General features: G+C 44.7%; 17 protein-coding genes and 3 pseudogenes. 10 read left to right on the forward strand and 10 right to left on the reverse strand.

The features are described from left to right. The coding region (locus tag VOR_RS0100355) for a cytochrome b562 (RefSeq protein ID WP_010316999.1) at positions 1-282 on the reverse strand (282 nt) is incomplete at its 3' end. A gap of 98 nt (positions 283-380) precedes the next feature. Next, a complete protein-coding gene (locus tag VOR_RS0100360; protein ID WP_010317001.1) occupies positions 381-1,124 on the reverse strand; it encodes a phosphatase in 744 nt (247 codons plus the stop codon). 189 nt (positions 1,125-1,313) lie between these two features. On the opposite strand from VOR_RS0100360, the pseudogene VOR_RS17555 reads away from it, so the two are divergent. Next, positions 1,314-4,191: pseudogene (locus tag VOR_RS17555) on the forward strand (HD domain-containing phosphohydrolase). Here VOR_RS17555 and trmY read toward each other — a convergent pair. The 5 genes and pseudogenes from trmY to VOR_RS0100390 all read right to left on the reverse strand — a co-directional run bounded on the left by trmY (position 4,188) and on the right by VOR_RS0100390 (position 8,016). Further along, a complete protein-coding gene (gene trmY / locus VOR_RS0100370; protein WP_010317003.1) occupies positions 4,188-4,787 on the reverse strand; it encodes a tRNA (pseudouridine(54)-N(1))-methyltransferase TrmY in 600 nt (199 codons plus the stop codon). The pseudogene VOR_RS17555 and the gene trmY sit on opposite strands and share 4 nt — an antisense overlap. Positions 4,788-4,866: 79 nt before the next feature. Then, a pseudogene (arsJ, locus tag VOR_RS17560) lies at positions 4,867-6,093 on the reverse strand (organoarsenical effux MFS transporter ArsJ). 48 nt (positions 6,094-6,141) lie between these two features. Further along, positions 6,142-6,639, reverse strand: coding sequence for a cyclin-dependent kinase inhibitor 3 family protein (locus tag VOR_RS0100380; RefSeq protein ID WP_010317005.1), 498 nt, complete (start codon positions 6,637-6,639; stop codon positions 6,142-6,144). Between the two features lie 12 nt (positions 6,640-6,651). After that, positions 6,652-7,653, reverse strand: coding sequence for an ArsJ-associated glyceraldehyde-3-phosphate dehydrogenase (locus VOR_RS0100385; RefSeq protein ID WP_010317007.1), 1,002 nt, complete (start codon positions 7,651-7,653; stop codon positions 6,652-6,654). Positions 7,654-7,674: 21 nt separating this feature from the next. Beyond that, on the reverse strand, positions 7,675-8,016 hold the full coding sequence (locus tag VOR_RS0100390) for a metalloregulator ArsR/SmtB family transcription factor (RefSeq protein ID WP_010317009.1): 342 nt from the start codon (positions 8,014-8,016) through the stop codon (positions 7,675-7,677). A 553-nt stretch (positions 8,017-8,569) separates the two neighbouring features. Between VOR_RS0100390 and VOR_RS0100395 the strand changes: the two genes are divergently transcribed. The 5 genes from VOR_RS0100395 (at position 8,570) to phoU (ending at position 14,075) form a co-directional block, all read left to right on the forward strand. After that, positions 8,570-9,592 carry a substrate-binding domain-containing protein gene (locus VOR_RS0100395; protein ID WP_010317011.1) on the forward strand — a complete coding sequence of 341 codons (1,023 nt, stop codon included), beginning with the start codon at positions 8,570-8,572 and terminating at the stop codon, positions 9,590-9,592. 68 nt (positions 9,593-9,660) lie between these two features. After that, entirely contained in the window at positions 9,661-11,043 is a 1,383-nt protein-coding gene (gene pstC / locus VOR_RS0100400) for a phosphate ABC transporter permease subunit PstC (protein WP_010317013.1), read from the forward strand. Between the two features lie 16 nt (positions 11,044-11,059). Next, positions 11,060-12,454, forward strand: coding sequence for a phosphate ABC transporter permease PstA (pstA, locus tag VOR_RS0100405; RefSeq protein ID WP_081480664.1), 1,395 nt, complete (start codon positions 11,060-11,062; stop codon positions 12,452-12,454). A 5-nt stretch (positions 12,455-12,459) separates the two neighbouring features. After that, positions 12,460-13,299, forward strand: coding sequence for a phosphate ABC transporter ATP-binding protein PstB (pstB, locus tag VOR_RS0100410; protein ID WP_010317018.1), 840 nt, complete (start codon positions 12,460-12,462; stop codon positions 13,297-13,299). A gap of 23 nt (positions 13,300-13,322) precedes the next feature. Then, on the forward strand, positions 13,323-14,075 hold the full coding sequence (phoU, locus tag VOR_RS0100415; protein ID WP_010317019.1) for a phosphate signaling complex protein PhoU: 753 nt from the start codon (positions 13,323-13,325) through the stop codon (positions 14,073-14,075). 99 nt (positions 14,076-14,174) lie between these two features. On the opposite strand, the gene arsB is transcribed toward phoU, so the two are convergent. Further along, positions 14,175-15,269: an ACR3 family arsenite efflux transporter gene (gene arsB / locus VOR_RS0100420; RefSeq protein ID WP_010317020.1), complete on the reverse strand. Its 1,095-nt coding sequence runs from the start codon at positions 15,267-15,269 to the stop codon at positions 14,175-14,177. An 83-nt stretch (positions 15,270-15,352) separates the two neighbouring features. Continuing rightward, on the reverse strand, positions 15,353-15,682 hold the full coding sequence (locus tag VOR_RS0100425; protein ID WP_029626768.1) for a metalloregulator ArsR/SmtB family transcription factor: 330 nt from the start codon (positions 15,680-15,682) through the stop codon (positions 15,353-15,355). Positions 15,683-15,977: 295 nt separating this feature from the next. On the opposite strand from VOR_RS0100425, the gene VOR_RS0100430 reads away from it, so the two are divergent. The 4 genes from VOR_RS0100430 (at position 15,978) to luxN (ending at position 22,353) form a co-directional block, all read left to right on the forward strand. Then, positions 15,978-17,468, forward strand: coding sequence for a SulP family inorganic anion transporter (locus tag VOR_RS0100430; protein WP_010317022.1), 1,491 nt, complete (start codon positions 15,978-15,980; stop codon positions 17,466-17,468). Between the two features lie 10 nt (positions 17,469-17,478). Further along, positions 17,479-18,327, forward strand: coding sequence for a universal stress protein (locus tag VOR_RS0100435; protein ID WP_010317023.1), 849 nt, complete (start codon positions 17,479-17,481; stop codon positions 18,325-18,327). A gap of 257 nt (positions 18,328-18,584) precedes the next feature. Further along, entirely contained in the window at positions 18,585-19,781 is a 1,197-nt protein-coding gene (locus VOR_RS0100440; protein WP_010317024.1) for an acyl-homoserine-lactone synthase, read from the forward strand. Beyond that, positions 19,774-22,353, forward strand: coding sequence for a quorum-sensing autoinducer 1 sensor kinase/phosphatase LuxN (luxN, locus tag VOR_RS0100445; protein WP_010317025.1), 2,580 nt, complete (start codon positions 19,774-19,776; stop codon positions 22,351-22,353). Before VOR_RS0100440 ends, luxN begins: the two co-directional genes overlap by 8 nt. Positions 22,354-22,713: 360 nt before the next feature. Here the strand turns inward: luxN and VOR_RS18620 are convergent. Then, positions 22,714-23,022 (reverse strand): annotated as a pseudogene (locus VOR_RS18620) (hypothetical protein). Between the last annotated feature and the right edge of the window lie 17 nt (positions 23,023-23,039).

Below are 23,039 nucleotides of genomic sequence, written 5' to 3' on the forward strand. Positions count from 1 at the left end.
TTGCTCAAGATCCACTTCGATTTTATCTAATGCCACGGAAAGCTTATTAAACCCTTCTAAATAGAGATCTTGCTTCTCCGGTGGATAATTTCCCAGTTTTGACTCTTCAACCAACTGACTTAATCTATTAATGGGTGCTTGCATTGTTTCAACGCTGGTCGCTTCTGCCGCTTGTTTAAATTCAAGCTTCATTTGTTTCATGTTCTGTTTTAAGTCAACATTAGCCGCCGACACGCTAGCCGCAAATAATGCGCAAGCTGTTAATATCATTATTTTTTTCATAATTATTTCTTTTTATTCTGGCAAGAAGTACCAAGTTTAATGGATCTCAAGATAAAAGAGGGACAAATTTTTGTCATTTTTTATGACCTCTTTACGGCTTATAGTGTTTGATATTCTGCGATCGCTTTTCGCCCGCGCAGTGCTAAAAAGGCCAGAAACTGCTCGACACTGTGCGTAATCACTTTCTCAGCAGCAATACCAACGTTCTCAAGCAGTTCACTGGCCAGTTGAAGTTGGCCGATATCTTGACAAAAATGGGCATCGCTGCCAGTGGTAACATAAGCACCATGTGCTTTCGCCACTTTAGCAATCTGATAACAGCGATCGACACTCCCTACCCTGCTGTGTCCTTTTAAGGTGCTGTTATTAATTTCTATTGCGACGTGATACTGGGCAGCGCAAGCGATCACTTCATCAAAATCAAAATCGAAATTAGGGTTGCCTAAATGTCCTAGCGCATCCACTCGTCCACCTTTAATCACATTGATTAACGCTTCGGTATGCGCCGCTTTATCGGCAGGCTGAAATACGGGCTCATGAAAACTGGCGATCACCCAATCTAAGTTTTGGTCAACGGAAGGGTGTACATCAATCTCGCCAGCACGATTCATGATGTTGGACTCAATTCCTCGGATAATGGCAACACCCTCTAAAAAGCGCGGCAAAATACGTTGATTGGAGAAGAACCAATAATGCGGTGCTCCGGGCATCGACTGTGCATGATCGGTTGTGCAAAACATTGCCAATCCATTTTCTTTAGCTGAGCGCGCATTTTCGATTAGCGTGCTGTAAGCGTGGCCACTTGCATAAGTGTGAGTATGAGTATCAACGACAAGATTCATTTTAGTTATTCCATTGCAACAGCGTTGCTTGAGTGTAACAGCCCAACTGATATCACTTCAATCTAAGGGCGATATATTCACCGTATCGGCACTTTCTGACCGAATGAAAACGCATCGATGTGAAATGGTTTTTTGCAACTTACCCACATTGAACAATACTTAGAAATGTCATCCAATTCGGAGTTGGTTATGAAACGACGTCGTTATTCACTGAGCATTCACATTACGAGTCTCTTTTTAGTGCTCGTCATGGTGATCGGCATTGTATTGATTGGCATAAGTTATCACCATAGTCAGCAACTACTGACGGTCATCGCACAAGGATTAAGTAGCGAAAACAGTAAAAAACTGGAATCAGCATTTAAACAAAGTGCCGCACCTATCTTGACCACACTCGATTTTTTAGCTTTTAGTAACTTAATTGACCAACCGGATAAAGTCATCTCTGACCCACGCCAACTCGCCACCATTTGGCTAACCTTCCAACGTAACCCGCAGTTGGTCGCGCTCTATTATTGTGACGAAGCCGGAGCTTGTACTACGTTTCGCTCGCTGAGCTTTGATAAAGCCAAACAGCGTTTTAATGCCCCCGCGTAAGCTCAGCTATTAGCGCATTACACTCAAGTGGATGGCACCAACCGCTTTATCTATCTAGACCAGAACCTTGAAAGCCTGCTCGATAAAGAGGATAACAACAATAAATTTGATCCCCGCGTGCGTCCTTGGTTCACCTCGGCGAGTCAAGATGGCGCGATACGCTTAACGGAACCTTATTTCTTTTTCTTCCTACAAACGAGCGGCGTCACACTGTCACGTAGATCAGTCGATGGAAAGAGTGTACTTGGCGCTGATTTCACGCTTGACTCACTGTCAAAACAGATGAGTACGATAGGTTTTTCTTAACAGTGCTCAACTCATTCTATTCGATAATCAATTTAGACCACTGGCCCAGCACAACACCAACTTCGATCTACAGCAAGATCCCTCACAGATTGCACAGCAGCTGCAGCAAAGTACTTTTGCACCAATATTGAATCGGGTCAGCAGCCAAACTTTGTATGAAACGGTCAATATGAATAGCACAACGTGGTCGGTGACGTTAACGCCGGTACTTTTAAATGATAATGTACGCTTGTTGCTAGCGGAATCGGTGCCGCAAAATGATTTGATCGCAGATTTACTCTCGATGCGAGATAAGCAGATTTTTGTCGCGTTAATCATGCTCATTATCGCTTTCGCAGTGGTTGGTTTTGTGGCGCAAAGGCTCGCCAGCCCTTTAGGTAACCTAGTGCAATTGACCGACAACATCACGCGCTTTGAATTTAAAAAGACACGCTATCCAAAAAGCAGGATTCGCGAAGTTGCCAATTTAACCCAATCAATAGAGCTCATGGAGCATACGCTGCACGACTTGCTGCGCTTATTACGCGAAACCGCTAGTAACCAAGAATTCAGTGTGTTAGCCAAAACTATTACCCATCAAAGCTATTTGATCACTCGAGCTGAAACGATTTTGCTCTACACTTATGCCAACGAAAATAACCAATTTATCACCGCAGCAAACCACGCCATCATTCCGTTTAAGCTCGACATTAATCAATTGTCTGAAGAGATGCCTTGGCTAGTCTCCTAACTGCGTAAAGGCCAAACGGTTCACTTATCTAAAACCGATAATTCGATGCGCAAACATAAAGATGAGCTGTACAATTCTGATCTTTACCTTTTCCCGCTGCTCAACCGAGATAAGCAGTTGGTTGGCGTATTAAATCTAGGCTACGAACGAGCCATCACTCTTGATCAGCAAGACAAACATGCATTTTTAAGAGAGCTGCTCAGTTTTGCCGAAATTGCTAAAGACAATATCGACAAAATGCAGCGCCAAAAGGAGATGCTCAACTCGTTTATTGAATTGATTGCATCGGCCATTGATACCAAATCCCCTTATACGGGTGGCCATTGTCAACGAGTTCCTGAATTAACCAAAATGATCACCAAAGCGGCTGAAAACGATCACACCTATTTCCCACAATTTTCCATGACTAACGAAGAGTGGGAAGAGCTCACGCTCGCCGCTTGGCTGCATGATTGTGGCAAAGTAACCACGCCTGAATATGTTATTGATAAAGCGACTAAATTAGAAACAATCTATGACAGAATTCACGAAATTAGAATGCGTTTTGAGCTGCTCAAATGCCAAGCCGAAACGGACTACTGGCAAGGTGTTGCGCAGGGCAAGAACGAGCCAGAGCTCAAGCAGCAATTACTGGAAAACCAACAAATCCTCGATGAGGAATTTGCTTTCGTCGCGCAATGCAATATTGGCAGTGAGTTTATGAGCGATGATGATCTTATCCGTTTAGAGCGAATTGCTCAAAGAGAATGGAAGCGGACTTTAGATGATCAACTCGGTACTTCTTGGATAGAGAACCAACGTGCCGGAGAGGCAAAATCATTGCCCACTATGGAGCGCTTACTGGATGATAAACCCGTACATCAGTTGCACTGGGTAAACGGTTGTCGTCCACAAGATCTGTGGCAGGAAAGCTTTATTTTACAACCAGGAGAACTACGTTATAACCGAGGTGAGCTCTATAATTTGTCCATTCGCCGTGGCACGCTCACTAACGAAGAACGCTTTATGATTAATGATCACATTGTGCAAACCATCATGATGCTCAAGCGGTTGCCTTATCCTGAACATATGAAAAACGTTCCTGATATTGCAGGAAGCCACCACGAACGAATGGATGGCGAGGGTTATCCAAGAGGTTTAAGTGAAGAGCAGCTTTCGATCCCCGCTCGGGTCATGGCAATAGCCGATGTATTTGAAGCACTCACCTCCAGCGACCGCCCTTATAAAAAGGCCAAAACGCTCAGTGAATCGATCGCGATCATGACCACCATGGCCACTACAGGCCATATTGATCCGAAGCTTTACTTACTCTTTTTAGAAAAAGAGATTTATCAAGACTATGCGGATCGATTTTTACACTCCGATCAGCACAGCCCAATTGATAAAGAAGCACAGATAAAAAAAGTCAAAATGAGTTTGAAAAAGACTTTTTAAAGACCGCGAATATCTAACTCATTCTGGATCAGCACAATGCACTGCGAGGCAAACAGCATTCGAGGCCCAAGGCTGATTTTCTGTGTATTAAGGCGCTTTAAGCTGTTCCAACTTTTTTTCGGCATCGGGATGTGGTCAGTAAGTAAAAAGCAGCTATCGTCAGAAAATTGATGCTCACGGACACTCTCGCCTTTTTTATCCAGTAAATACAAATGGTAACTATCCGAAAGGCGCTGCACCAACTTTTCAAAACTGATGGTTTCAACCGTGAGCCCTTGCTCGACCTCTCGGGTTTGCTCTTTGCCCATACCCATAGAAACATCTAAGGCGTGGCCTATTTTAGTCAGTAAGGCTTGCTCGTGAAAACCACCGATATTATGCAACTGGCTCGACTCAAAACATAAAGTCCGCGAGAAATCTTGCGTACTTTCCAGCACCAAATAGACCACCACGTCATCACGATGCGACTGCGCGGTAAAAATAGCGTTCATGAGTACGTGGGCCAAAATTTCAGTGTGAGCTTCTTGCCCAACAGAGGCTAAAAAAGTCTGTTTATCCGTGGAAGCGGCGCGGGCCCTTACAACAAAAGATCTCATGTGACTGACTCAATTCGTTCAATAAAGCACGAACTCTATCACAATCTCCATCCACTGGAATAGTCATCCGCTGGTGACACTACGGTTCAAGTGTCAGCGCGGCTCTGCTTTTCGGTAACCCCAACGAAATAAGGGTGGTCAGCAGCAGAAAGCCAAACGAAACCCACAAGCACGCCGCTAAACCCCACAGTTGGAAAACCCATCCGGAAAGCACCGTACCGATTAAGCGCCCCATCGCGTTTGCCATGTAGTAAAAGCCAACATCAAGCGATACGCCATCACCTTTGGCATAGCTAACGATTAAATAGGAATGCAGCGATGAGTTAATCGCAAAGACAGCGCCGAAAAGCAGTAATCCCGCGATAATCACGACTTACGGATGCCACTGAACTTGAATGCTGTAGGCGATAAAACCGGTAATCAGCGCCAATAGCGCCGCCCAACCGAGCGCAGAGCGCCCATCCGGCACTTGATCTGAAGCGCTGCCCGTTATTTTAGGAGCAAACCCTTGGATCACACCGTAGCCAATCACCCATAACGCTAAAAAGCCGCCCACAGCGCTGTGATCCCAACCAAAAACGCTGCCGAGATAAATGGGTAAGGCAATCACAAACCAAACGTCTCGCGCGCCAAATAAAAATAGGCGAGCCGCTGATAAAATGTTCACGCTGCGCGATTTGGAGAAAATCTCTGAAAATTTCGGTTTAGTTTTGGCTTTGCCAATATCGGCTTGTAAGCTGAGCAAACTGCCGACAAAGACCAATAGCAATACCGCCGCCATAGCCGCTACCGCATATTGAAAGCCGATCCAAGAGAGCAAGACACCACCGAGAAAAAAGCCGGCCCCTTTTAGAGCGTTTTTTGAACCCGTAAGAATGGCTATCCACTTGTAGAGTGCCCCTTGTGCATTTTCAGGGACTAATGTTTTGATCGCACTTTTTGCACTCATTTTATTGAGATCTTTGGCGATGCCCGATAACGCCTGCGCCGCCATCACCCAAGGAATGGTTAACCATGCCGCAGGTACAGCAAGCATCAAGAGCGCGAATATTTGCATGCCAAGGCCAATATTCATGGTGCGATTCAGCCCTAAACGCGCACCAAGCCAACCGCCAATCAGGTTCGTCACCACGCCAAAAAATTCATAAAAGAGAAACAAAGACGCAATCGCTAAGCTCGAATAGCCTAAATCATAAAAATACAACACCACTAACATGCGCAGCGCGCCGTCAGTCACGGTAAAATTCCAATAATTAAAGGTCACCAGCATATACTGGCGTACATTTTGGTTGAGTTGAGACAACATAATCACTCTCTTTGCAAAAGAGCCGCCTAAGGCAGCTCTTTGGGACTGTTATTGATTAACAAATTGTTTGATGTACTCAACTTGTACATCTTTGGTAAACGCGCCCGGTCTTAATGATTGAACGTGAGTAATAATGTTTTGCAGTTCCCAACCTTTCTCCAGCAATAAATGAGCAGCAAGTAAACCAGTACGACCCGATCCACCCATGCAATGCATGGCAATCTTATCTCCGTTGACAAGTGCCTGATGAAGTGACGGAGAGATACTTTGCCAATGCGTTTGAAACTGATGGCCGGGCGCGCAATCATCTTCAATTGGGGCGTGAAACCATTGCAGCCCCGCTTGCTCAACAACTTTAGGTAAGTCGCCAACACCTTTCTCTTGCATCTCTTCATGACTTAGAGCCGTCACCACAACGGTAACACCTTGAGATTTCAGTTGTTCAATACTCTCAACCAGAGGAAGATCTTTTGTACCCGGGCAAGGCGTCAATACCAAACCAGCGCTGTTTTCTGCAACGGACAGTTCCCATGTAGGATGTGTCATTTCTTTGCTCCTTTATGCCAAACCGACTTTGCGTACTAATTCTGCGGTACGGGTTGCGTAACCCATTTCGTTATCGTACCAAGCGTAAATTTTCACCATGCGCTTTCCCACCACCATGGTCGAGAGTGCATCGACAATCGTTGAGCGTTGATCGCCTTTATAATCAATCGATACCAATGGCCGCGCTTCAAAACCGAGAATGCCTTTGAGCTCATTTTCTGAAGCCGCTTTCAGTAGCGCGTTAACTTCTTCCGCGCTGGTATCGCGTTTCACATCAAAAATAATGTCGGTTAACGACGCATTGGCCAGCGGCACACGCACCGCGTGACCGTTAATTTTGTCTTTCAGATCGGGGAAAATTTCCACAATCGCTGTCGCAGAACCTGTTGTGGTAGGGATAAGGCTCATACCACATGCGCGGGCGCGGCGTAGATCTTTATGCGGTGCATCCAAAATGGTTTGCGTATTGGTCAGGTCATGAATGGTCGTAAACGATGAGTGTTCAATACCCAGTTGCTCATGAATCACTTTGACGATAGGCGCAATGCAGTTGGTGGTACAAGAAGCGGCCGTAACAATCTGATGTATTTGTGGATCAAAGATGTGGTCATTGACCCCAACCACGATATTAGCAATCCCCGCTTCTTTCACTGGAGCTGATACCACAACACGTTTGACACCTTGTGCTAAATACTGATTCAAAAACTCAGACTTGCGGTGTTTTCCCGTGGCTTCGATGACCACATCACAACCAGACCAATCGACGTCACTGATCGCTTTTTGTTGTGAGGTACGAATAACCTTACCGTTGGCAATGATCGCATTACCGTCGCTTGTCACTTCGTGATGCCAACGGCCTTGTATTGAATCAAATTCGAGCAAATGAGCCAAGGTCGCCGCGTCACCCGCAACGTCGTTAATCTGCACAAATTCGATCTCAGGCCAATCAAATGAGGCTCTTAATGCTAAACGACCGATGCGGCCAAACCCGTTAATTCCGACTTTAATAGACATTTTTATTTCCTTTTATCCCTTCTAAATACAACAAGCTGGGCGAGATTTCATCTCTGCTAGCCTTTGCATATCCTGTTGGTATTCTTGTTTCAGGCAACTGGAGTCCACAAGCCCTTGAATTTGTTTTTTCATCCATCCGGGCAGTTGGTCCGAGAGCCGATAAAACACCCATTGTCCTTGCCTTGTATCGACCACCACGCCACTTGAACGAAGTAGAGCCAGATGGCGAGAAATTTTGGGTTGGCTTTCATCAAGAGCTTCGGATAACTCGCCAACGCACACTTTCTCTTCACGAGAAATCATCAATAAACAACGCACTCGAGTTTCATCGGACAGCAATTTAAAAAACTGATGAGGTAACATTTTATTAATCTCTGTATATGCGGATGTTCATATATATCATATAAAAAGAAATCGCTGTCAATATAAAAGTTACCGCTAAATAAAAGTTACCGCTGGCTTTAGCTTTAGAGCAATTTTAAAGCGAAAAGTAAAATAGCTGATGGCATGCTGCAGAGTTTTTATTGCATTTTGATTACAATCGATTTCTCAATAGGCCTATTTTTGATACCTCGACGTCTATCATATTATCAACCTCCTTTACTGACATACTCTATCAAGTCAACGTGTGAAGCAGAAATAGATAAAATTTCGAATTTATTCACAAATATTTCACGCCGTTAAATATTCAACCACCCCATAGCTACTGGACAATAAAATATAAATTACTGATTTTTAATAAAAAACCCCTCATATAAAACAAAAGAAATCTGCTTGGTCATAAATTTGTCATATAAAAACTATTTTACTGTCACATTGCCCAATCAAAATTCATCTCAGCTAAACAATACAAAGCTGCTTACGGAAGGCTTTTCAAAAACAGTCTACGGTTATGAAATTTAATGAGGGAAATATTATGAAGTTCGGACGCAATGCGCTTTTGCTTGCTTCAACCATAGCAACCGCTATCTCTGCCCCAGCAATGGCACGTAATACGATCCAAATCGCTGGCTCTTCAACCGTTTTACCATTTTCTTCTATCGTTGCAGAAGAGTTTGGTCAAACCTTCCCACAATTCAGCACGCCAGTGGTTGGTTCAGGTGGTTCAAGTGGCGGTTTACGTCAGTTCTGCCAAGGTGTCGGGGTGAATACTATCGACATCGCGAACGCATCACGCGCCATCAAATCATCTGAAGTGGAAAGCTGCCGTACCAATGGTGTAACAGAAATCATTGAAGTCAAAGTCGGCTACGACGGCATCGTGTTTGCTTCTCGTTCTGACAGCGGTTCTTTTGCACTTAAGCCAGAGCATGTATTTAAAGCGGGTGCCGCACAAATTCCACAAAACGGAAAAATGGTTTCAAACCCTTATACCAACTGGAAGCAAATTGACGCATCCTTGCCTGACCAAGAGATCTTGCTAGTGATCCCTGGCTCTAACCACGGTACACGTGAAGTGTACGAAGAGAAAGTCGTTCATCCAGGTTGTGAAACATTTGCCGAAGTCAAAGCGTTGGACAAGAAAGCCAAAGGCAATTTCTGTAACGCGATTCGCACCGATGGCCGCGTAGTTGAAGTCGCTGGCGATTATACCGAAACCCTAGCTCGTCTTGATGCTCAGAAAAATGCGCTTGGTGTATTTGGCCTGAGCTTCTACGACCAAAACCGTGACCGCTTGAAAGTCGCGACTGTTAACGACGTAACCCCAAGCTTAGAGACGATTGGTAACGGACAATACCCAGTATCCCGTCCACTATTCTTCTACATCAAAAAAGCTCACGTTGGTGTGGTACCTGGATTATCAGAGTACGCTCAGTTTTTTGTGAGCGAACAAATGGGTGCAACGGGTAGCCCACTTGAAACGGCAGGTCTTATCCCAATGGATGATAAAGAGCGCGCGCAAGTGTCTCAAAATATTAAAAATCGCAAAGTCCTTTAAGGCTCTCTGATTAGCTTGGGCCGACATTTTTCGGCCCAAGCTAACGCTTTAATAAGGTAAGAATAACAATGAATAATCTGATGCTGATGGTTGTACTACTGGCGGTAATGACACTGGCTTACCACTTAGGGCTGACGCGCAGTAAAAAAGTGGCATCAACCAATACTGGGGCTCAGCGCTTACATTCTCGGCCTGTTTACCACGGTATGCTAACTCTGCTTTGGTGTGCAGTTCCTGCACTGCTCATCTGGATAATGTGGAGTCTATCTTCTCCCATACTGATTCAGCAAATGGTGGTTGATAGCCTTCCTACGGATCTGCAACCAACGGCAGCTGAAAGCACTCACGTGCTGATGAATAAACTGCATAATATCGCCAGCGGTTTCGCTGTACTCGATAGTTTTTCTCCTCAAGAAATTACCGCCGCAGACTACTTAAAGCAGTTAGAACAACGCAGTGATTTATTACTCTCGGGTTTGATGGCAACCGTTGCCGCTGCTGGCATAGTATTCAGTACACGTCAAATTCGTCCTGATCTTCGCGCGCGTAACAAAGTAGAAACCGCACTGCACATATTACTGATTCTATGCTCTGGTGTGGCGATTTTAACCACAGTAGGTATTGTCCTTTCTATGGTTGGAGAAGCGTTACGTTTCTTTAGTTTTGTTAGCCCGAGTGAATTTTTCTTCGGCACCACATGGAACCCTCGCTTTTCAACCGTTGGAACAGAGAACCAAACCGGCTTTGGTATGTTGCCATTACTGGCAGGAACCTTTTTAATTGCCTTGATTGCCTTAATCGTCGCTATTCCTATTGGCCTGATGTGCGCTATTTATCTGGCTGAATATGCGCCAAGTCGCGTTCGTTCAGTAGCCAAACCGATTATTGAAGTGCTGGCGGGTATTCCTACCATCGTTTATGGTTTTTTCGCTTTGATTACCGTCGGCCCATTTTTAACCGAACTGGGTCAGTGGCTCCATATTGATATTCGTGCCACTTCAGCTCTCACTGCTGGGATTGTGATGGGCTTAATGGTCATTCCTTTTATTTCCTCTTTGTCCGACGACATTCTTACTCAAGTACCAAAAGCACTGCGAGATGGCTCGTTAGGACTGGGCGCGACTAAGTCAGAAACCATTCGTAAAGTGGTACTACCTGCCGCTCTACCCGGTATTACGGGGGCTGTACTACTCGCGGCCAGTCGCGCGATAGGTGAAACCATGATTGTAGTCCTTGCTGCCGGAAACAGTCCAGTGTTGACCGCCAATCCATTCGAAGCAGTCTCAACCATGACGGTTACGATCGTTAACCAATTAACGGGAGACACTGATTTTGCTAGCCCACAGTCATTAGTCGCGTTTGCACTTGGTCTGACCCTATTTGTGATCACTTTGGTTCTTAATGTGATCGCACTCGTTATCGTGCGTAAGTACCGTGAACAGTATGAGTAACGCTATGGACAACAGTATGAGTAACGCTATGGACAACAGTATGAATACCTCCAGCCTTTCAAATGATGACGCTTTAGCCCGGCGTAACGAAACAAAGCAGCGCATTGCTCGCTCGCTGAAAAAACGTCACAACAGTGAACGCCGCTTTAAAGCCTTTGGCATTGCTGCCGTTGCTCTAGCGTTAAGCTTTGTGGCGATATTATTCACCTCGATTCTTTCTAAAGGCATTCCTGCATTTTGGCAAGCCACCGTGACATTGGATGTCTACTTTGACCCTGATGTGGTGAAAATTGATCCTAAACCCATTCAGCAAAATGATGAGAGCCCTGCACAATTCAGGCAACGCATGCTGACATGGCAAAGCAGTGTTGGCATGGTTAATTTCAACCGTATTATTGTCAACAGTTTGGCTAATGAAATCCCTGAAGCGACTCGCTACCAGCGTGATGCGATCAAATTGATCACCAGCGGCGAGCGTTTTGCTCTACGCGATATGATAGTCAATGACCCTTCACTGGTCGGCCAAACCTTACGTCTTGATTTACTGGCCGAAGCCAACGTCGATGTGTGGTTGAAAGGCAACATCGACCGTGACCTACCCGACTCTCGTCAGCAGTTAAGTGCTCGTACTCGCGCTTGGGCTGATGAATTGGCTGAGCGTGGCGTTATCCAAAACAAATTCAGTACAGCGCTGTTTATGAACGTCGATTCTCGCAGCTCATTAGCTTCGGCTGGCCTTGCTGGGGCGTTTATGGGCTCGGTATTTATGATGCTCATTGTTATGGTATTGGCGGTACCGATTGGCGTCGCTTCCGCGATTTACCTAGAAGAATTTGCCCCAAAAAACAAGTTCACCGATTTGATTGAAGTGAACATCAACAACTTGGCGGCGGTTCCTTCGATTGTTTTTGGTTTACTGGGCGCTTCAGTGTTTATTTTGTGGTTTAAGCTGCCGCTCTCTGCGCCATTTGTCGGTGGTTTGGTGCTAACGCTTATGACGTTGCCGACGGTCATCATCGCCACGCGTTCGACGTTAAAAGCGATCCCTCCCTCGATTCGGCAAGCAGCACTGGGTATCGGTGCATCGAAAACGCAAGCGGTATTTCATCACGTATTGCCTTTGGCATTACCCGGTATTTTGACTGGGGCCATTTTAGGTATCGCGCAAGCATTGGGTGAGACAGCACCACTTCTTTTGATCGGCATGAGCTCGTTTGTGGCTAGTGTGCCTGCGACACCGCTCGATCAATCAACCGCGCTACCAGTGCAAATTTTCCTCTGGCAAGGTAACGAACTGCGTAACTTTTTTGAAGCAAGAACGTCTGCTGCAATCACCGTATTGTTAGCATTAATGATTAGCTTAAATGCGTTGGCGATTTGGTTGCGCCGACGCTTTGAAACTCGGTGGTAATAAAGATGATAAGTGAAGCTATTATGAACAAACACACCCTTGTGACACCACAGGTAAAGAGCACAGCTAAAGAAGCGGCCCAAGCCACACAGATTAAAATGGCCGCTCGTGATGTGAAAGTTTTCTATGGTGAGACTGAGGCGCTACACGGCATCAATATGGATATCATTGAGCATGAAGTGGTCGCCTTTATTGGCCCTTCAGGTTGCGGTAAATCGACTTTTTTACGCTGTCTAAATCGCATGAATGACACCATCGACACGGCTCGTGTTGAAGGTTCAGTTACCTTAGATGGGCAAGACATCTATCACCCAAGTTTGGATGTGGTCCAACTGCGAGCACAAGTGGGCATGGTGTTCCAAAAACCGAATCCGTTCCCAAAATCGATTTATGAAAATATCGCCTACGGTCCGAAATTACATGGTTTAGTCAACAATAAATCCGACTTAGACGAAATCGTCGAAACCAGTTTACGTCGTGCTGGTTTGTGGAAAGAAGTCAAAGATCGCTTATCAGCGCCAGGGACAGGGTTGTCTGGTGGTCAGCAGCAGCGTTTGTGTATTGCACGGGCGATTGCAGTAAATCCAGAAGTCATCTTAATGGATGAACCTTGTTCGGCGCTTGACCCTATTGCGACTTCGATCATTGAAGATTTAATCGATGAGCTCAAAGGCAGCTACACCATTGCGATGGTGACACACAACATGCAACAAGCGGCGCGCGTTTCCGATAAAACCGCTTTTTTCCACTTGGGTAACCTCGTTGAACTGAGTGAAACCCGTGAGCTGTTCACTAACCCTCGTGATAGCCGTACTGAAGATTACATTACTGGCCGTTTCGGTTAACGATCGTTTTTTAGGAGAACTTTATGACAACTCATGGTGTCGATGGGCACACCTCTCATAGCTACAATAGCGAAATGCGTTCTATTGTGGATAGCGTGGTGAATATGGGTGATTTAGTCATCGTACAAGTGCGAGACGCACTCGATGCGTTTATGACAGGCAATACCGAACAAGCCAAGCAAGTAATTGAAAACGATCATAATATCAATTTGTTAGAGCTGGCTATTGATCAACGCTGCATTGATATTTTAGTCAAACGCCAACCCGCAGCACGTGATTTACGTGCGGTATTTTCGATCATGAAAGCGATCATGGATCTGGAACGAATTGGCGATCAATCTAAACGTATCGCTCATGCGGTGTTACGTTTAAAGGAACATCATCCGGGTAACAAAGACTATTTTGAGGGCATTGAACTACAAGAAGATGCATTTGAAAAAATCAATGCTAACGTGATCAATATGCTGCAAAAATCGATGAACGCTTTTCACGATCTCAATGCGCACGATGCGCTAGAAGCAGCCATGTTGGATAAGCAAATCGACAACAGCTACGGCGATATTTTGCGTCAAAATGATAAAGATATGCTGGTACAAGGTACTGACTATCAAACCATTTTGGAAATCACTTGGATTGGTCGCGCCGTCGAACGGATTGGCGATCACGCGCGCAACGTTTGTGAGTACACGATCTATTTTGTCACTGGCTTAGACGTACGCCACCAAAAAGATCAAGCCATTGCCGATCTTTTAGCGAGTCAGAAAACCCGTTCGTAGTGATATTGCTCATTGGTAAAAAGGCTGCAAATTCGCAGCCTTTGATTTTTTTCGGAAAGCCAACCCGGTGTTTAAACCAGTTACGCCCCCCATTCTGCCTTAAGCATTATGCGGTTTATCACTAGGATGAATGGCATAGTATTTCTTTTTCATGCGCAGCGCGACGTTGACCAAGGCAATCAACACAGGCACTTCAACCAAGGGACCAATCACACCCGCAAATGCTTGATCGGAATTTAAACCGAACACAGCAATGGAGACCGCAATCGCCAGTTCAAAATTGTTGCCTGATGAGGTAAAAGCAATTGAGGCATTTTGATCGTAAGGAATGCCCAGTTTTTTACCAATGAAAAAGCTGACAAAAAACATCACCAAGAAGTAAATCACCAAAGGTATCGCTACGCGTATCACGTCCATCGGCAGCTCAATGATCATCTCGCCTTTCAGGCTGAACATCAAAACTATCGTCGCTAGTAGTGCCACCAGCGTAATCGGTGAAATACGCGGAATAAACTCCTCGTTGTACCATTGCTCACCTTTCGCGGCCACCAACCATTTGCGGCTCAAAAAGCCAGCTAAAAATGGGATGCCTAAATAAATCAGTACACTTTCGGCGATATCGAGAATGGTAATATCAACTACAAAGCTCTCTAGCCCAAAATACGGCGGCAAAACAGTAATAAATAGCCACGCCATAAAACTGTAGGTGACGATTTGGAATGCGCTATTGAGCGCCACCAGCGCTGCGCCGTACTCTTTGTTCCCGCCGCTGATATCATTCCACACCAATACCATCGCGATGCAGCGCGCCAGGCCAATTAAGATCAGTCCGACCATATAACCGGGGTAATCACGTAAGAAAATGATCGCCAATGCAAACATTAAGATAGGCCCAACAATCCAGTTCATCACTAAAGAGAGTGTGATGGCGCGTTTATCACGAGTCACTTCACCTAGCAGGCTGTAATTCACTTTTGCCAGCGGTGGATACATCATCAAAATCAAACCGATCGCCAGCGGAATATTGGTCGAACCGACCGACATGCTCTCATTCCACTGCGCCACTTGCGGAAAGAAGACACCGATCGCCACCCCGAACCCCATCGCAAGAAAAATCCACAAGGTTAGATAGCGATCAAGAAAACTCATTTTTTCGGCTGCAGAGGCTTCTGCGCAGACAGGTAATTCACTCATACATCACATCTCTCGGTAAGTCTAAAAGGGAGCCGCGCACAACTTTCTACTTACAGCCATGGCGAAATAGCAACGCTAAAATTTCATTCATTTTGACAAGATGGGTGAGCAATACGCGTTAGCTCTTGCGCAATCAATGCAGCATTGTGGCTCAGAGTGATGTCCAATATCTGCACCATCCAACTTTCCAGCTCAGGATTAATTTGGTAGTACACCCACTTGCCGCGCCGCTCATCAATCACTAATTCATTTTTTCTCAGTTCTGCTAAATGGCGTGACACCTTAGGCTGGCTTAATTGCAACGCATTCATTAAATCACACACGCACAACTGCCCTTGATGCTTCATCAACAGAAGCGATTTAAGCCTCGTCTCTTCAGACAAGGATTTATAAAAAGATAAACTGCGGCACATAAACAATACATATGGAATATCGAATGTGTTCAAGTGTAAGGAGCAAAAGAATAAAAGTCAAACACCAGAACTATCCTCGCGTACGACCGGCAGCGCTTGAAAAACAGCGTGATAACGGGAGGAATCGACGACTGCAATACAAATAGTGATCGTTTGGTTGACCTACACCACATCAATGATTAGGATCACATTTTTAAAATCAACCAAGAGATGTTGCGAATGCTGCTTACGCCGCCCTAGATAGATCTTTACCTCTCACAACTCACCTTTTTATTTCATTTTTTAGAGATTAAGTATGCTACAAAATATTAAGCGCGATTGGTTTTCCAATGTGCGAGGGGATGTTCTAGCTGGCACTGTCGTTGCGTTAGCATTAGTTCCTGAGGCAATAGCCTTTTCTATCATCGCGGGTGTAGACCCTAAAATCGGCCTTTACGCTTCATTCAGTATTGCCGTGATCATTTCAATTGTCGGTGGACGCCCCGGCATGATCTCAGCAGCCACTGGTGCAATGGCGCTGTTGATGGTCACTTTAGTCAAAGAGCATGGCTTGCAATATCTACTGGCAGCCACTGTTTTGACCGGGGTTCTACAAATACTGGCCGGTTACCTCAAACTGGGCGATTTGATGCGTTTTGTATCACGTTCGGTCGTGACGGGGTTTGTTAACGCACTGGCGATTCTGATTTTTATGGCGCAATTACCAGAGCTGACCAATGTAACATGGCATGTTTATGCCATGACACTCGGTGGGCTGGCGATTATCTACCTATTCCCCTACGTTCCTGTGGTTGGCAAATTGCTACCTTCGCCATTAGTGTGCATTATCGCCTTAACTCTGATTGCTATCAGCTTTGGCATTGATATTCGCACTGTGGGCGATATGGGTGAATTACCAGATACTTTGCCGATATTTTTATGGCCAGATGTTCCGCTCAACCTTGAAACCTTATGGATTATATTTCCTTATTCAGCCGGATTGGCCGTTGTCGGTTTATTAGAATCAATGATGACAGCAACCATTGTTGACGATTTAACCGATACCAGCAGTGATAAAAATCGTGAATGTAAAGGCCAAGGTATCGCCAACATTGCCACTGGCTTTCTTGGCGGCATGGCCGGTTGTGCGATGATTGGTCAATCGATCATCAACATTAAATCCGGCGGACGCGGCAGGCTCTCTACTTTTTGCGCCGGTATTTTACTGATCATTATGGTGGTGTTTTTAAGTGATTGGCTCAAGCTCATCCCGATGGCGGCTTTAGTGGCGGTAATGATCATGGTTTCCATTGGGACCTTCTCTTGGAGTTCGGTAAAGGATCTCAAAACTCACCCGCTTTCTACCAGCATCGTGATGATCGCGACCGTTGTGGTTGTGGTTGCAACCCATAACTTAGCGATCGGTGTCGGTGTCGGCGTGCTGCTTGCTTCTCTTTTCTTTGCTAACAAAATTGGCCGCTTCATGGTGGTGAAAAGCGAACTCTCTGAAAATGGAGAAGAGCGTACTTATCGTGTTGTCGGACAAGTCTTTTTTGCTTCATCCGATCAATTTATGAACGCGTTTGACTTTAAAGAGGTCTTAGAGCGTGTCACTATCGACCTCTCTGCGGCGCACTTTTGGGATATCACCTCGGTTTCTTCGCTAGATCGTGCTGTTATCAAATTCCGACGCGAAGGGATCGATGTAAACATCATCGGTATGAATGAAGCAACAGCAACGATTGTCGATAAATTCGGCGTACATGATAAGCCAGAAGAAGTTGAAAAGCTGATGGGCGGACATTAAGGAACAGATTATGACCAAGATTATAGCTTGTATCGATGGATCAATTTATTCACAGTCGGTCGCCAATTTAAGCGTGTGGGCCGCCCAAAGCTTACAAGCACCGTTAACCTTACTGCACGTACTCGACAAATCCGCTAATGAAACGGAAAGTGAGCTGTCTGGTAACATCGGTTTAGGCAGCCGAGAGCAACTATTGAAAGAGCTGGTTGAACTAGACGAAAAGCGTTCTAAGCTGGCCTTAAGGCACGGTAAAGCGTTACTCAATGAGCTAGAAGCCAAAGCCCATGAACAAGGTTTGCAAGATATTCATAAGCTGCAAAAGCACGGCAACCTGCTGGACACTTTGCTTGATCTTGAAAACGAAATTCGTGTATTGGTGGTCGGTAAATCAGGTGAAGTGCACCAAAACGACGCCATGGCTGTTGGATCTCAATTAGAGAGTATCGTGCGTACAATGAAGTCGCACACCTTAGTGGCAACGGGTGATTTTACACCACCACAAAGCTATCTATTGGCTTTTGATGGTAGCGAAATCAGTCAAAAATTAGTAGATAAAGCCATTAAAACGCCGCTGCTGAAAGGGCTAGAGTGCCATTTGGTGATGGTGGAAGATAACCACGATAAAGCGATCGCGTTTAAAGCTGCCGCCGAAAAATTGTGTGAACACGGTATTCACGTTGTGGAAGCGTGCTTATCTGGCGAAGTTCATAAGGCGATTCTTCAGTACCAACAACAAAACCAACTGGGCATGATCGTCATGGGCGCGTTTGGGCACTCTAAACTTCGTCAGTTCTTCGTTGGCAGTAACACCACTCGGATCTTAGCCGAATCAAGCGTGCCGATGTTGTTGATACGTTAATAATTGATAAATCAATTACATAGATAAAGCCTTCTGCGGAAGGCTTTTATTATAAAACGCTGTTGTGGAGGGTAAGTGCAAGTAGTAAACTTGCCGCGGATATGCAACGGGCACTAAAGACATTAGGTACAAATAAAATCGCGGTTACCGACACTGAGTGACGTGACGCCAACTACTCTCCTAAATCAAAGTCCCATTTACTAGTGCCTATCTAATAAATAAAAAATAATTAAATAAACCTCGGCTAGGTTAACTCAATGAAAATAATACCATCTTTAGGCTCACAGCTGGCAACCAGCCTGTCTATCGAAAAAAAACAGCGGGCTCTGATAGAGTTCGTCATCAATACTTATCAACCACAGCAACGAGCTGATCTTTTTCGCGCGGTGACAGATCACCGCAAAAACCAATTACTCAACCTATTTCCTGAACATCACAATAAAAGTTTCTCAGTACTGTTTGAATTGATAGACTACCGAGATCTCATCCAGCGCTATCCGAATACATTAGATGAAGAAATAGCACATCTTGAGCAAGCCGTCAGCGAGTGTTATTCGCATTGGCTAGATTTCTGGTGTGAATGCGAAATTGCGGCTATAAAAACACTATTCCCTATCGAAGCGGATGCTCCTCCTCGTATCGAACTACCACTTAAAGACTGTGCTTACCGTGGTTTTTTGATCGACCAGATAGAACATTCTGAACTTTGGGTCACAACACCCAGTCACCCGCAAAAAATGCCGATTAAAGATGCGATCACCTTAAGCAATCTTGAGCTATTTATTAAAGGTGAAAAGTGGTACGAGATGCTACCTTTATTGTCCTTATCACAAAAGGGTAAGCACTTTGTTTTACTCAAGCATCCTGATAACGAAGCATCTCCCACACTGGTCGCTTCAATGTTGGTACAAGATTGGTCAGTAAATCAGACTTGGCTCAGCTATGTGCCACAGTTCAGTAATAAGCAGTGGCAGTTTTGCTTACCCGCTCATGGCTACCATGCCTTGATGGAATTACAGCTTTTCAAACCAGCGCTGCCAAAGTGCGACTCTCTCCCAGAATTCGATCAGCAATTCCAGCTACAATTGGCTGATACGCGAGCAGTCTGTGAAGTGCTGCGTTTCACCGTCAGTGGCAACGCTCAGCAAAAGCTCTACTTCCTCTACCTTGCTCAAAAAAAGTTCATGCATGTAATGCATCAGCTAGGATACAAACTTGGTTTATTCGCTACTGCTCAATCTTTCATGCTTAATTTTTATCAAGCTGTTGACCCGAAAGCGTATTTCCATTGTGGAAATTGCGATCTGAATAGCGACGGAGTAAAAACTTATCGTGGTTTCTGGAATTTCGAATCGATGGACAGCGTCTTCAAGGATGCCGATTTTCGTGACTATAAACATGCGGTTTCTCAAAGTAGAAAATACCATTTAATCAAAAGGGAAGAGTATGCTTGATTTCAGCTTAGAGCCAATTCTCTATCCTAAAGCGATAACGCTTATCGCAGCAGTAGCCATGGTGCTCGTTTGGCTAACCTACTATTGCTATCGTCTTAAGCAAAAAAATGAAATGATCTGGGGTACACGCCATGTCGCCTATATTGCTTATTCTCTTTTTATCATTGCATGGATAGGGAGTAATGCGTATTTCCATACTGATTGGCTAGCCGAACTTGGCGCAGATAGAGCTATATTTATGGCCAAATTTGCCAACGTCGTATCATCCTTTGCATTTGCTTTTGCTTACTATTTTTCATGTCAGCTCTCTGCCGAGCAAAGAGGAGGCAGAATATACCTTTGGCAACAACTGTTTTTCATTGCCATAGTGATGTATTTTTTGGTCATTAATTTACAGCCTAACCTTACGGTCCGACATGTTGATATCGCTGGGCCGAGCAAGTTTGTCATTGAGTTTGGGCCACACACTCCATACTTTTTTAGTGCTCTACTTTGCGCCATGATAATGACACTGTTCAACTTGATCTCAATGCGAGCCAATAGCAGTAAGTTAACACTGGCCAAAACCAACTATATGATTGCAGGTATCCTGGTATACATGCTTTCAACGCTCATACTCCAAGTCGGAATTACCTTTTTCTTTCAAGATTTTTCACTCACTTGGCTGCCTCCGGCACTCTCCATTAGCGAAATGATGTTTGTCGGCTATGCTCTTATCACTTCACGCTTCTACAGTGTGAAATACCTTACTTACCTGTGCCTCAATACCGCGTTAGTGTGTGGGGTTTTATTCATACCGCTCGGCGCGATCTTCATCCCTCTCACCGACAGCAACCAATGGCTGGTTGCAATACCACTCTGTGCGCTGATTGGTATTACTTGGAATCCACTCTACAAACGCTTAAGCCGTTACGCCTCTTTACTCATTTACGGCAATCAGCAGACTCCTGTAGAGCAAATTCTCGCTTTGGAAGACGATTTCAAACGGTCAATTGATGATTCGATGCGCCGTTTAGGCCAGTTATTATACATCGCCGATGATAAGCTGCAGTTCGTCAATAGTAACTATAACGAAACCGTCTACGAACGTTACCTTTCATCCAAACAAACCGCACTAGTGTTTGATGAATTGTTTGAAAAATTAGACAATAAAACCGCGGCAAAAAACTCGATCAAAGCCCTTTATGACAAAATGAGCTCAAACAATACGGCCTTGGTTATGCCACTGTTTGGCCACAGCAAATTGGTCACACATTTATTAATCTCGCCACACAAAATCAATAATCAGATGTTTTCTAATGAAGAAATCGCTGCACTTCAAACCTTGCTAACCCGAATACAAAGTATTATTGAAGCGGATAGACGTGTCTGCCAAAGTCGCGCATTAGCGAATTCAATTGCGCATGAAATGCGTAACCCGCTCGCTCAAGTACAATTGCATTTTGAAATTTTAAAGCAACATATTGATAGTCAAGCGCCCGCACAACAAATTAAACAGGATATTGAGAACGGCCAAGCGGCTATTCAACGTGGGCGGCAGTTGATTGATATTATCTTGCGCGAGGTCAGCGATAGTTCGCCTGAACACGAACCGATTACGATGACGTCGATCCACAAAGCCGTTGATCAGGCGGTCAGTCAATATGGCTTTGAGAACGAGAAAGTAATTGAGCGAATTCACTTACCACAACAAGATGACTTCGTAGCAAAACTTAATGAAACCTTATTCAACTTTGTTATTTTCAACTTGATTCGTAACGCAATTTATTATTTTGATTCCTACCCAAATAGCCAAATTGAGATCACAACTCAAATCGGTACTTATGAAAATATTTTAATCTTCAGAGATACAGGCCCGGGGATTGACGACGCCATTTCTTATAAAATTTTCGATGACTTTTTCTCTTATCAAAAAAGCGGAGGCAGCGGTCTTGGGCTCGGCTATTGCCAGCGTGTCATGCGCTCTTTTGGCGGCCGAGTTGAATGCAAATCGAAACTGGGGGAGTTTACGGAATTCCACTTATACTTTCCTATGGTACCCAATGCTCCCCAAGCCGACTCGCTTCGTACTCCTGATTTCAAAGGTTGGCAACAGCCTAAAACGAATACAGAGCAAAGAACCGTTGACGATATACAACCCATCGATCAGCCATTTCTAATAAATAACAAAGCACCCACAGTACTCATCGTTGACGATAAAGAAGTACAACGCTCACTAGTTCAAATGTATCTGAACCAACTTGGCGTTAACAACTTGCAGGCAAACAACGGTGAAAATGCAGTAGAAATCTTTAAAGCGAATTGCATCGATTTGATTTTGATGGATATTCAAATGCCAGTTATGAATGGTTTTGAAGCCAGCCAAATCATTAAGGCACATTCTCCGCAGATTCCGATCATTGCGCTGTCAGGTGAATCTGGCGAACGTGAGCTAGAAATGATTAGCAAGCTGATGGACGGCCGCTTAGAGAAACCAACGTCATTAAATGCGTTACGGCAAGTAATCAGCCATTGGTTAAATAAAGACGTGGTACTCAATGCTCATACAGCAAAGAGTGGAACGGTTACTTGACGCGGTTGAAGACATCAGCATTGGGATAAAAACTCAGCCAGTACCCAAACCATTTCGGTGCTGGCTGACAATTTTAAAACCGCGTAATCTATTATAAACAGCATACTACTTGCTCTCGACAAGCCTTGATCTCACCGACCTCAAGTGGTTCTAGCTGAATATCTAATGAACCCATGCAAGTTATACATGCAACAATTACATATGCACATTGTTGCAAATCTCATTTCATGAACGACAGGGTTGAGCACCGCACCTTTTCAGTCTATTGTTTGTAGCGAACGACAGGTTCGACTTGAACAACACCTTTGCTTGCACACTTTTAGCCGCCTATTTTTTGGCGGCTTTTTTCTTGCTAGGCAATTATTTTCTTTTTAACAGCGCAATACACTCTTCGTAGTGGGGGGTACTATGGATGTCCCACAACTGTTTCGCAGCATAATGGGCAAAATCATCATCGGCGGGTAAGCTTTTTTTACGCTAATTTTTGATCTTGAGGTAGATAGCCTGCATCTCTTTCTGCTGATCTCTGGAGATAGAGCGCGAATTGGCACACATATCCGCCAATCCTTCGTAAGCATAGGCATTCACTTCAGCCATATTGATCTTGGCGAAAGTCAAGGTAGGAGAAAGCAATACAACTCCTATCAGAGTATTGAATTTACTTGGCATTTCTTCCCCTAAAAAAT

It is taken from the genome of Vibrio ordalii ATCC 33509 (genome assembly GCA_000257205.1).
GTDB lineage: Bacteria > Pseudomonadota > Gammaproteobacteria > Enterobacterales > Vibrionaceae > Vibrio > Vibrio ordalii.

What these genes read in the sequence shown, in the direction of transcription:
- VOR_RS0100360 (WP_010317001.1), bottom strand. Translation starts at nt 1,124, where the DNA reads ATGAATCTTGTCGTTGATACTCATACTCACACTTATGCAAGTGGCCAC.
- trmY (WP_010317003.1), bottom strand. Translation starts at nt 4,787, where the DNA reads ATGAGATCTTTTGTTGTAAGGGCCCGCGCCGCTTCCACGGATAAACAG.
- VOR_RS0100380 (WP_010317005.1), bottom strand. Translation starts at nt 6,639, where the DNA reads ATGACACATCCTACATGGGAACTGTCCGTTGCAGAAAACAGCGCTGGT.
- VOR_RS0100385 (WP_010317007.1), bottom strand. Translation starts at nt 7,653, where the DNA reads ATGTCTATTAAAGTCGGAATTAACGGGTTTGGCCGCATCGGTCGTTTA.
- VOR_RS0100390 (WP_010317009.1), bottom strand. Translation starts at nt 8,016, where the DNA reads ATGTTACCTCATCAGTTTTTTAAATTGCTGTCCGATGAAACTCGAGTG.
- VOR_RS0100395 (WP_010317011.1), top strand. Translation starts at nt 8,570, where the DNA reads ATGAAGTTCGGACGCAATGCGCTTTTGCTTGCTTCAACCATAGCAACC.
- pstC (WP_010317013.1), top strand. Translation starts at nt 9,661, where the DNA reads ATGAATAATCTGATGCTGATGGTTGTACTACTGGCGGTAATGACACTG.
- pstA (WP_081480664.1), top strand. Translation starts at nt 11,060, where the DNA reads ATGAGTAACGCTATGGACAACAGTATGAATACCTCCAGCCTTTCAAAT.
- pstB (WP_010317018.1), top strand. Translation starts at nt 12,460, where the DNA reads ATGATAAGTGAAGCTATTATGAACAAACACACCCTTGTGACACCACAG.
- phoU (WP_010317019.1), top strand. Translation starts at nt 13,323, where the DNA reads ATGACAACTCATGGTGTCGATGGGCACACCTCTCATAGCTACAATAGC.
- arsB (WP_010317020.1), bottom strand. Translation starts at nt 15,269, where the DNA reads ATGAGTGAATTACCTGTCTGCGCAGAAGCCTCTGCAGCCGAAAAAATG.
- VOR_RS0100425 (WP_029626768.1), bottom strand. Translation starts at nt 15,682, where the DNA reads ATGTGCCGCAGTTTATCTTTTTATAAATCCTTGTCTGAAGAGACGAGG.
- VOR_RS0100430 (WP_010317022.1), top strand. Translation starts at nt 15,978, where the DNA reads ATGCTACAAAATATTAAGCGCGATTGGTTTTCCAATGTGCGAGGGGAT.
- VOR_RS0100435 (WP_010317023.1), top strand. Translation starts at nt 17,479, where the DNA reads ATGACCAAGATTATAGCTTGTATCGATGGATCAATTTATTCACAGTCG.
- VOR_RS0100440 (WP_010317024.1), top strand. Translation starts at nt 18,585, where the DNA reads ATGAAAATAATACCATCTTTAGGCTCACAGCTGGCAACCAGCCTGTCT.
- luxN (WP_010317025.1), top strand. Translation starts at nt 19,774, where the DNA reads ATGCTTGATTTCAGCTTAGAGCCAATTCTCTATCCTAAAGCGATAACG.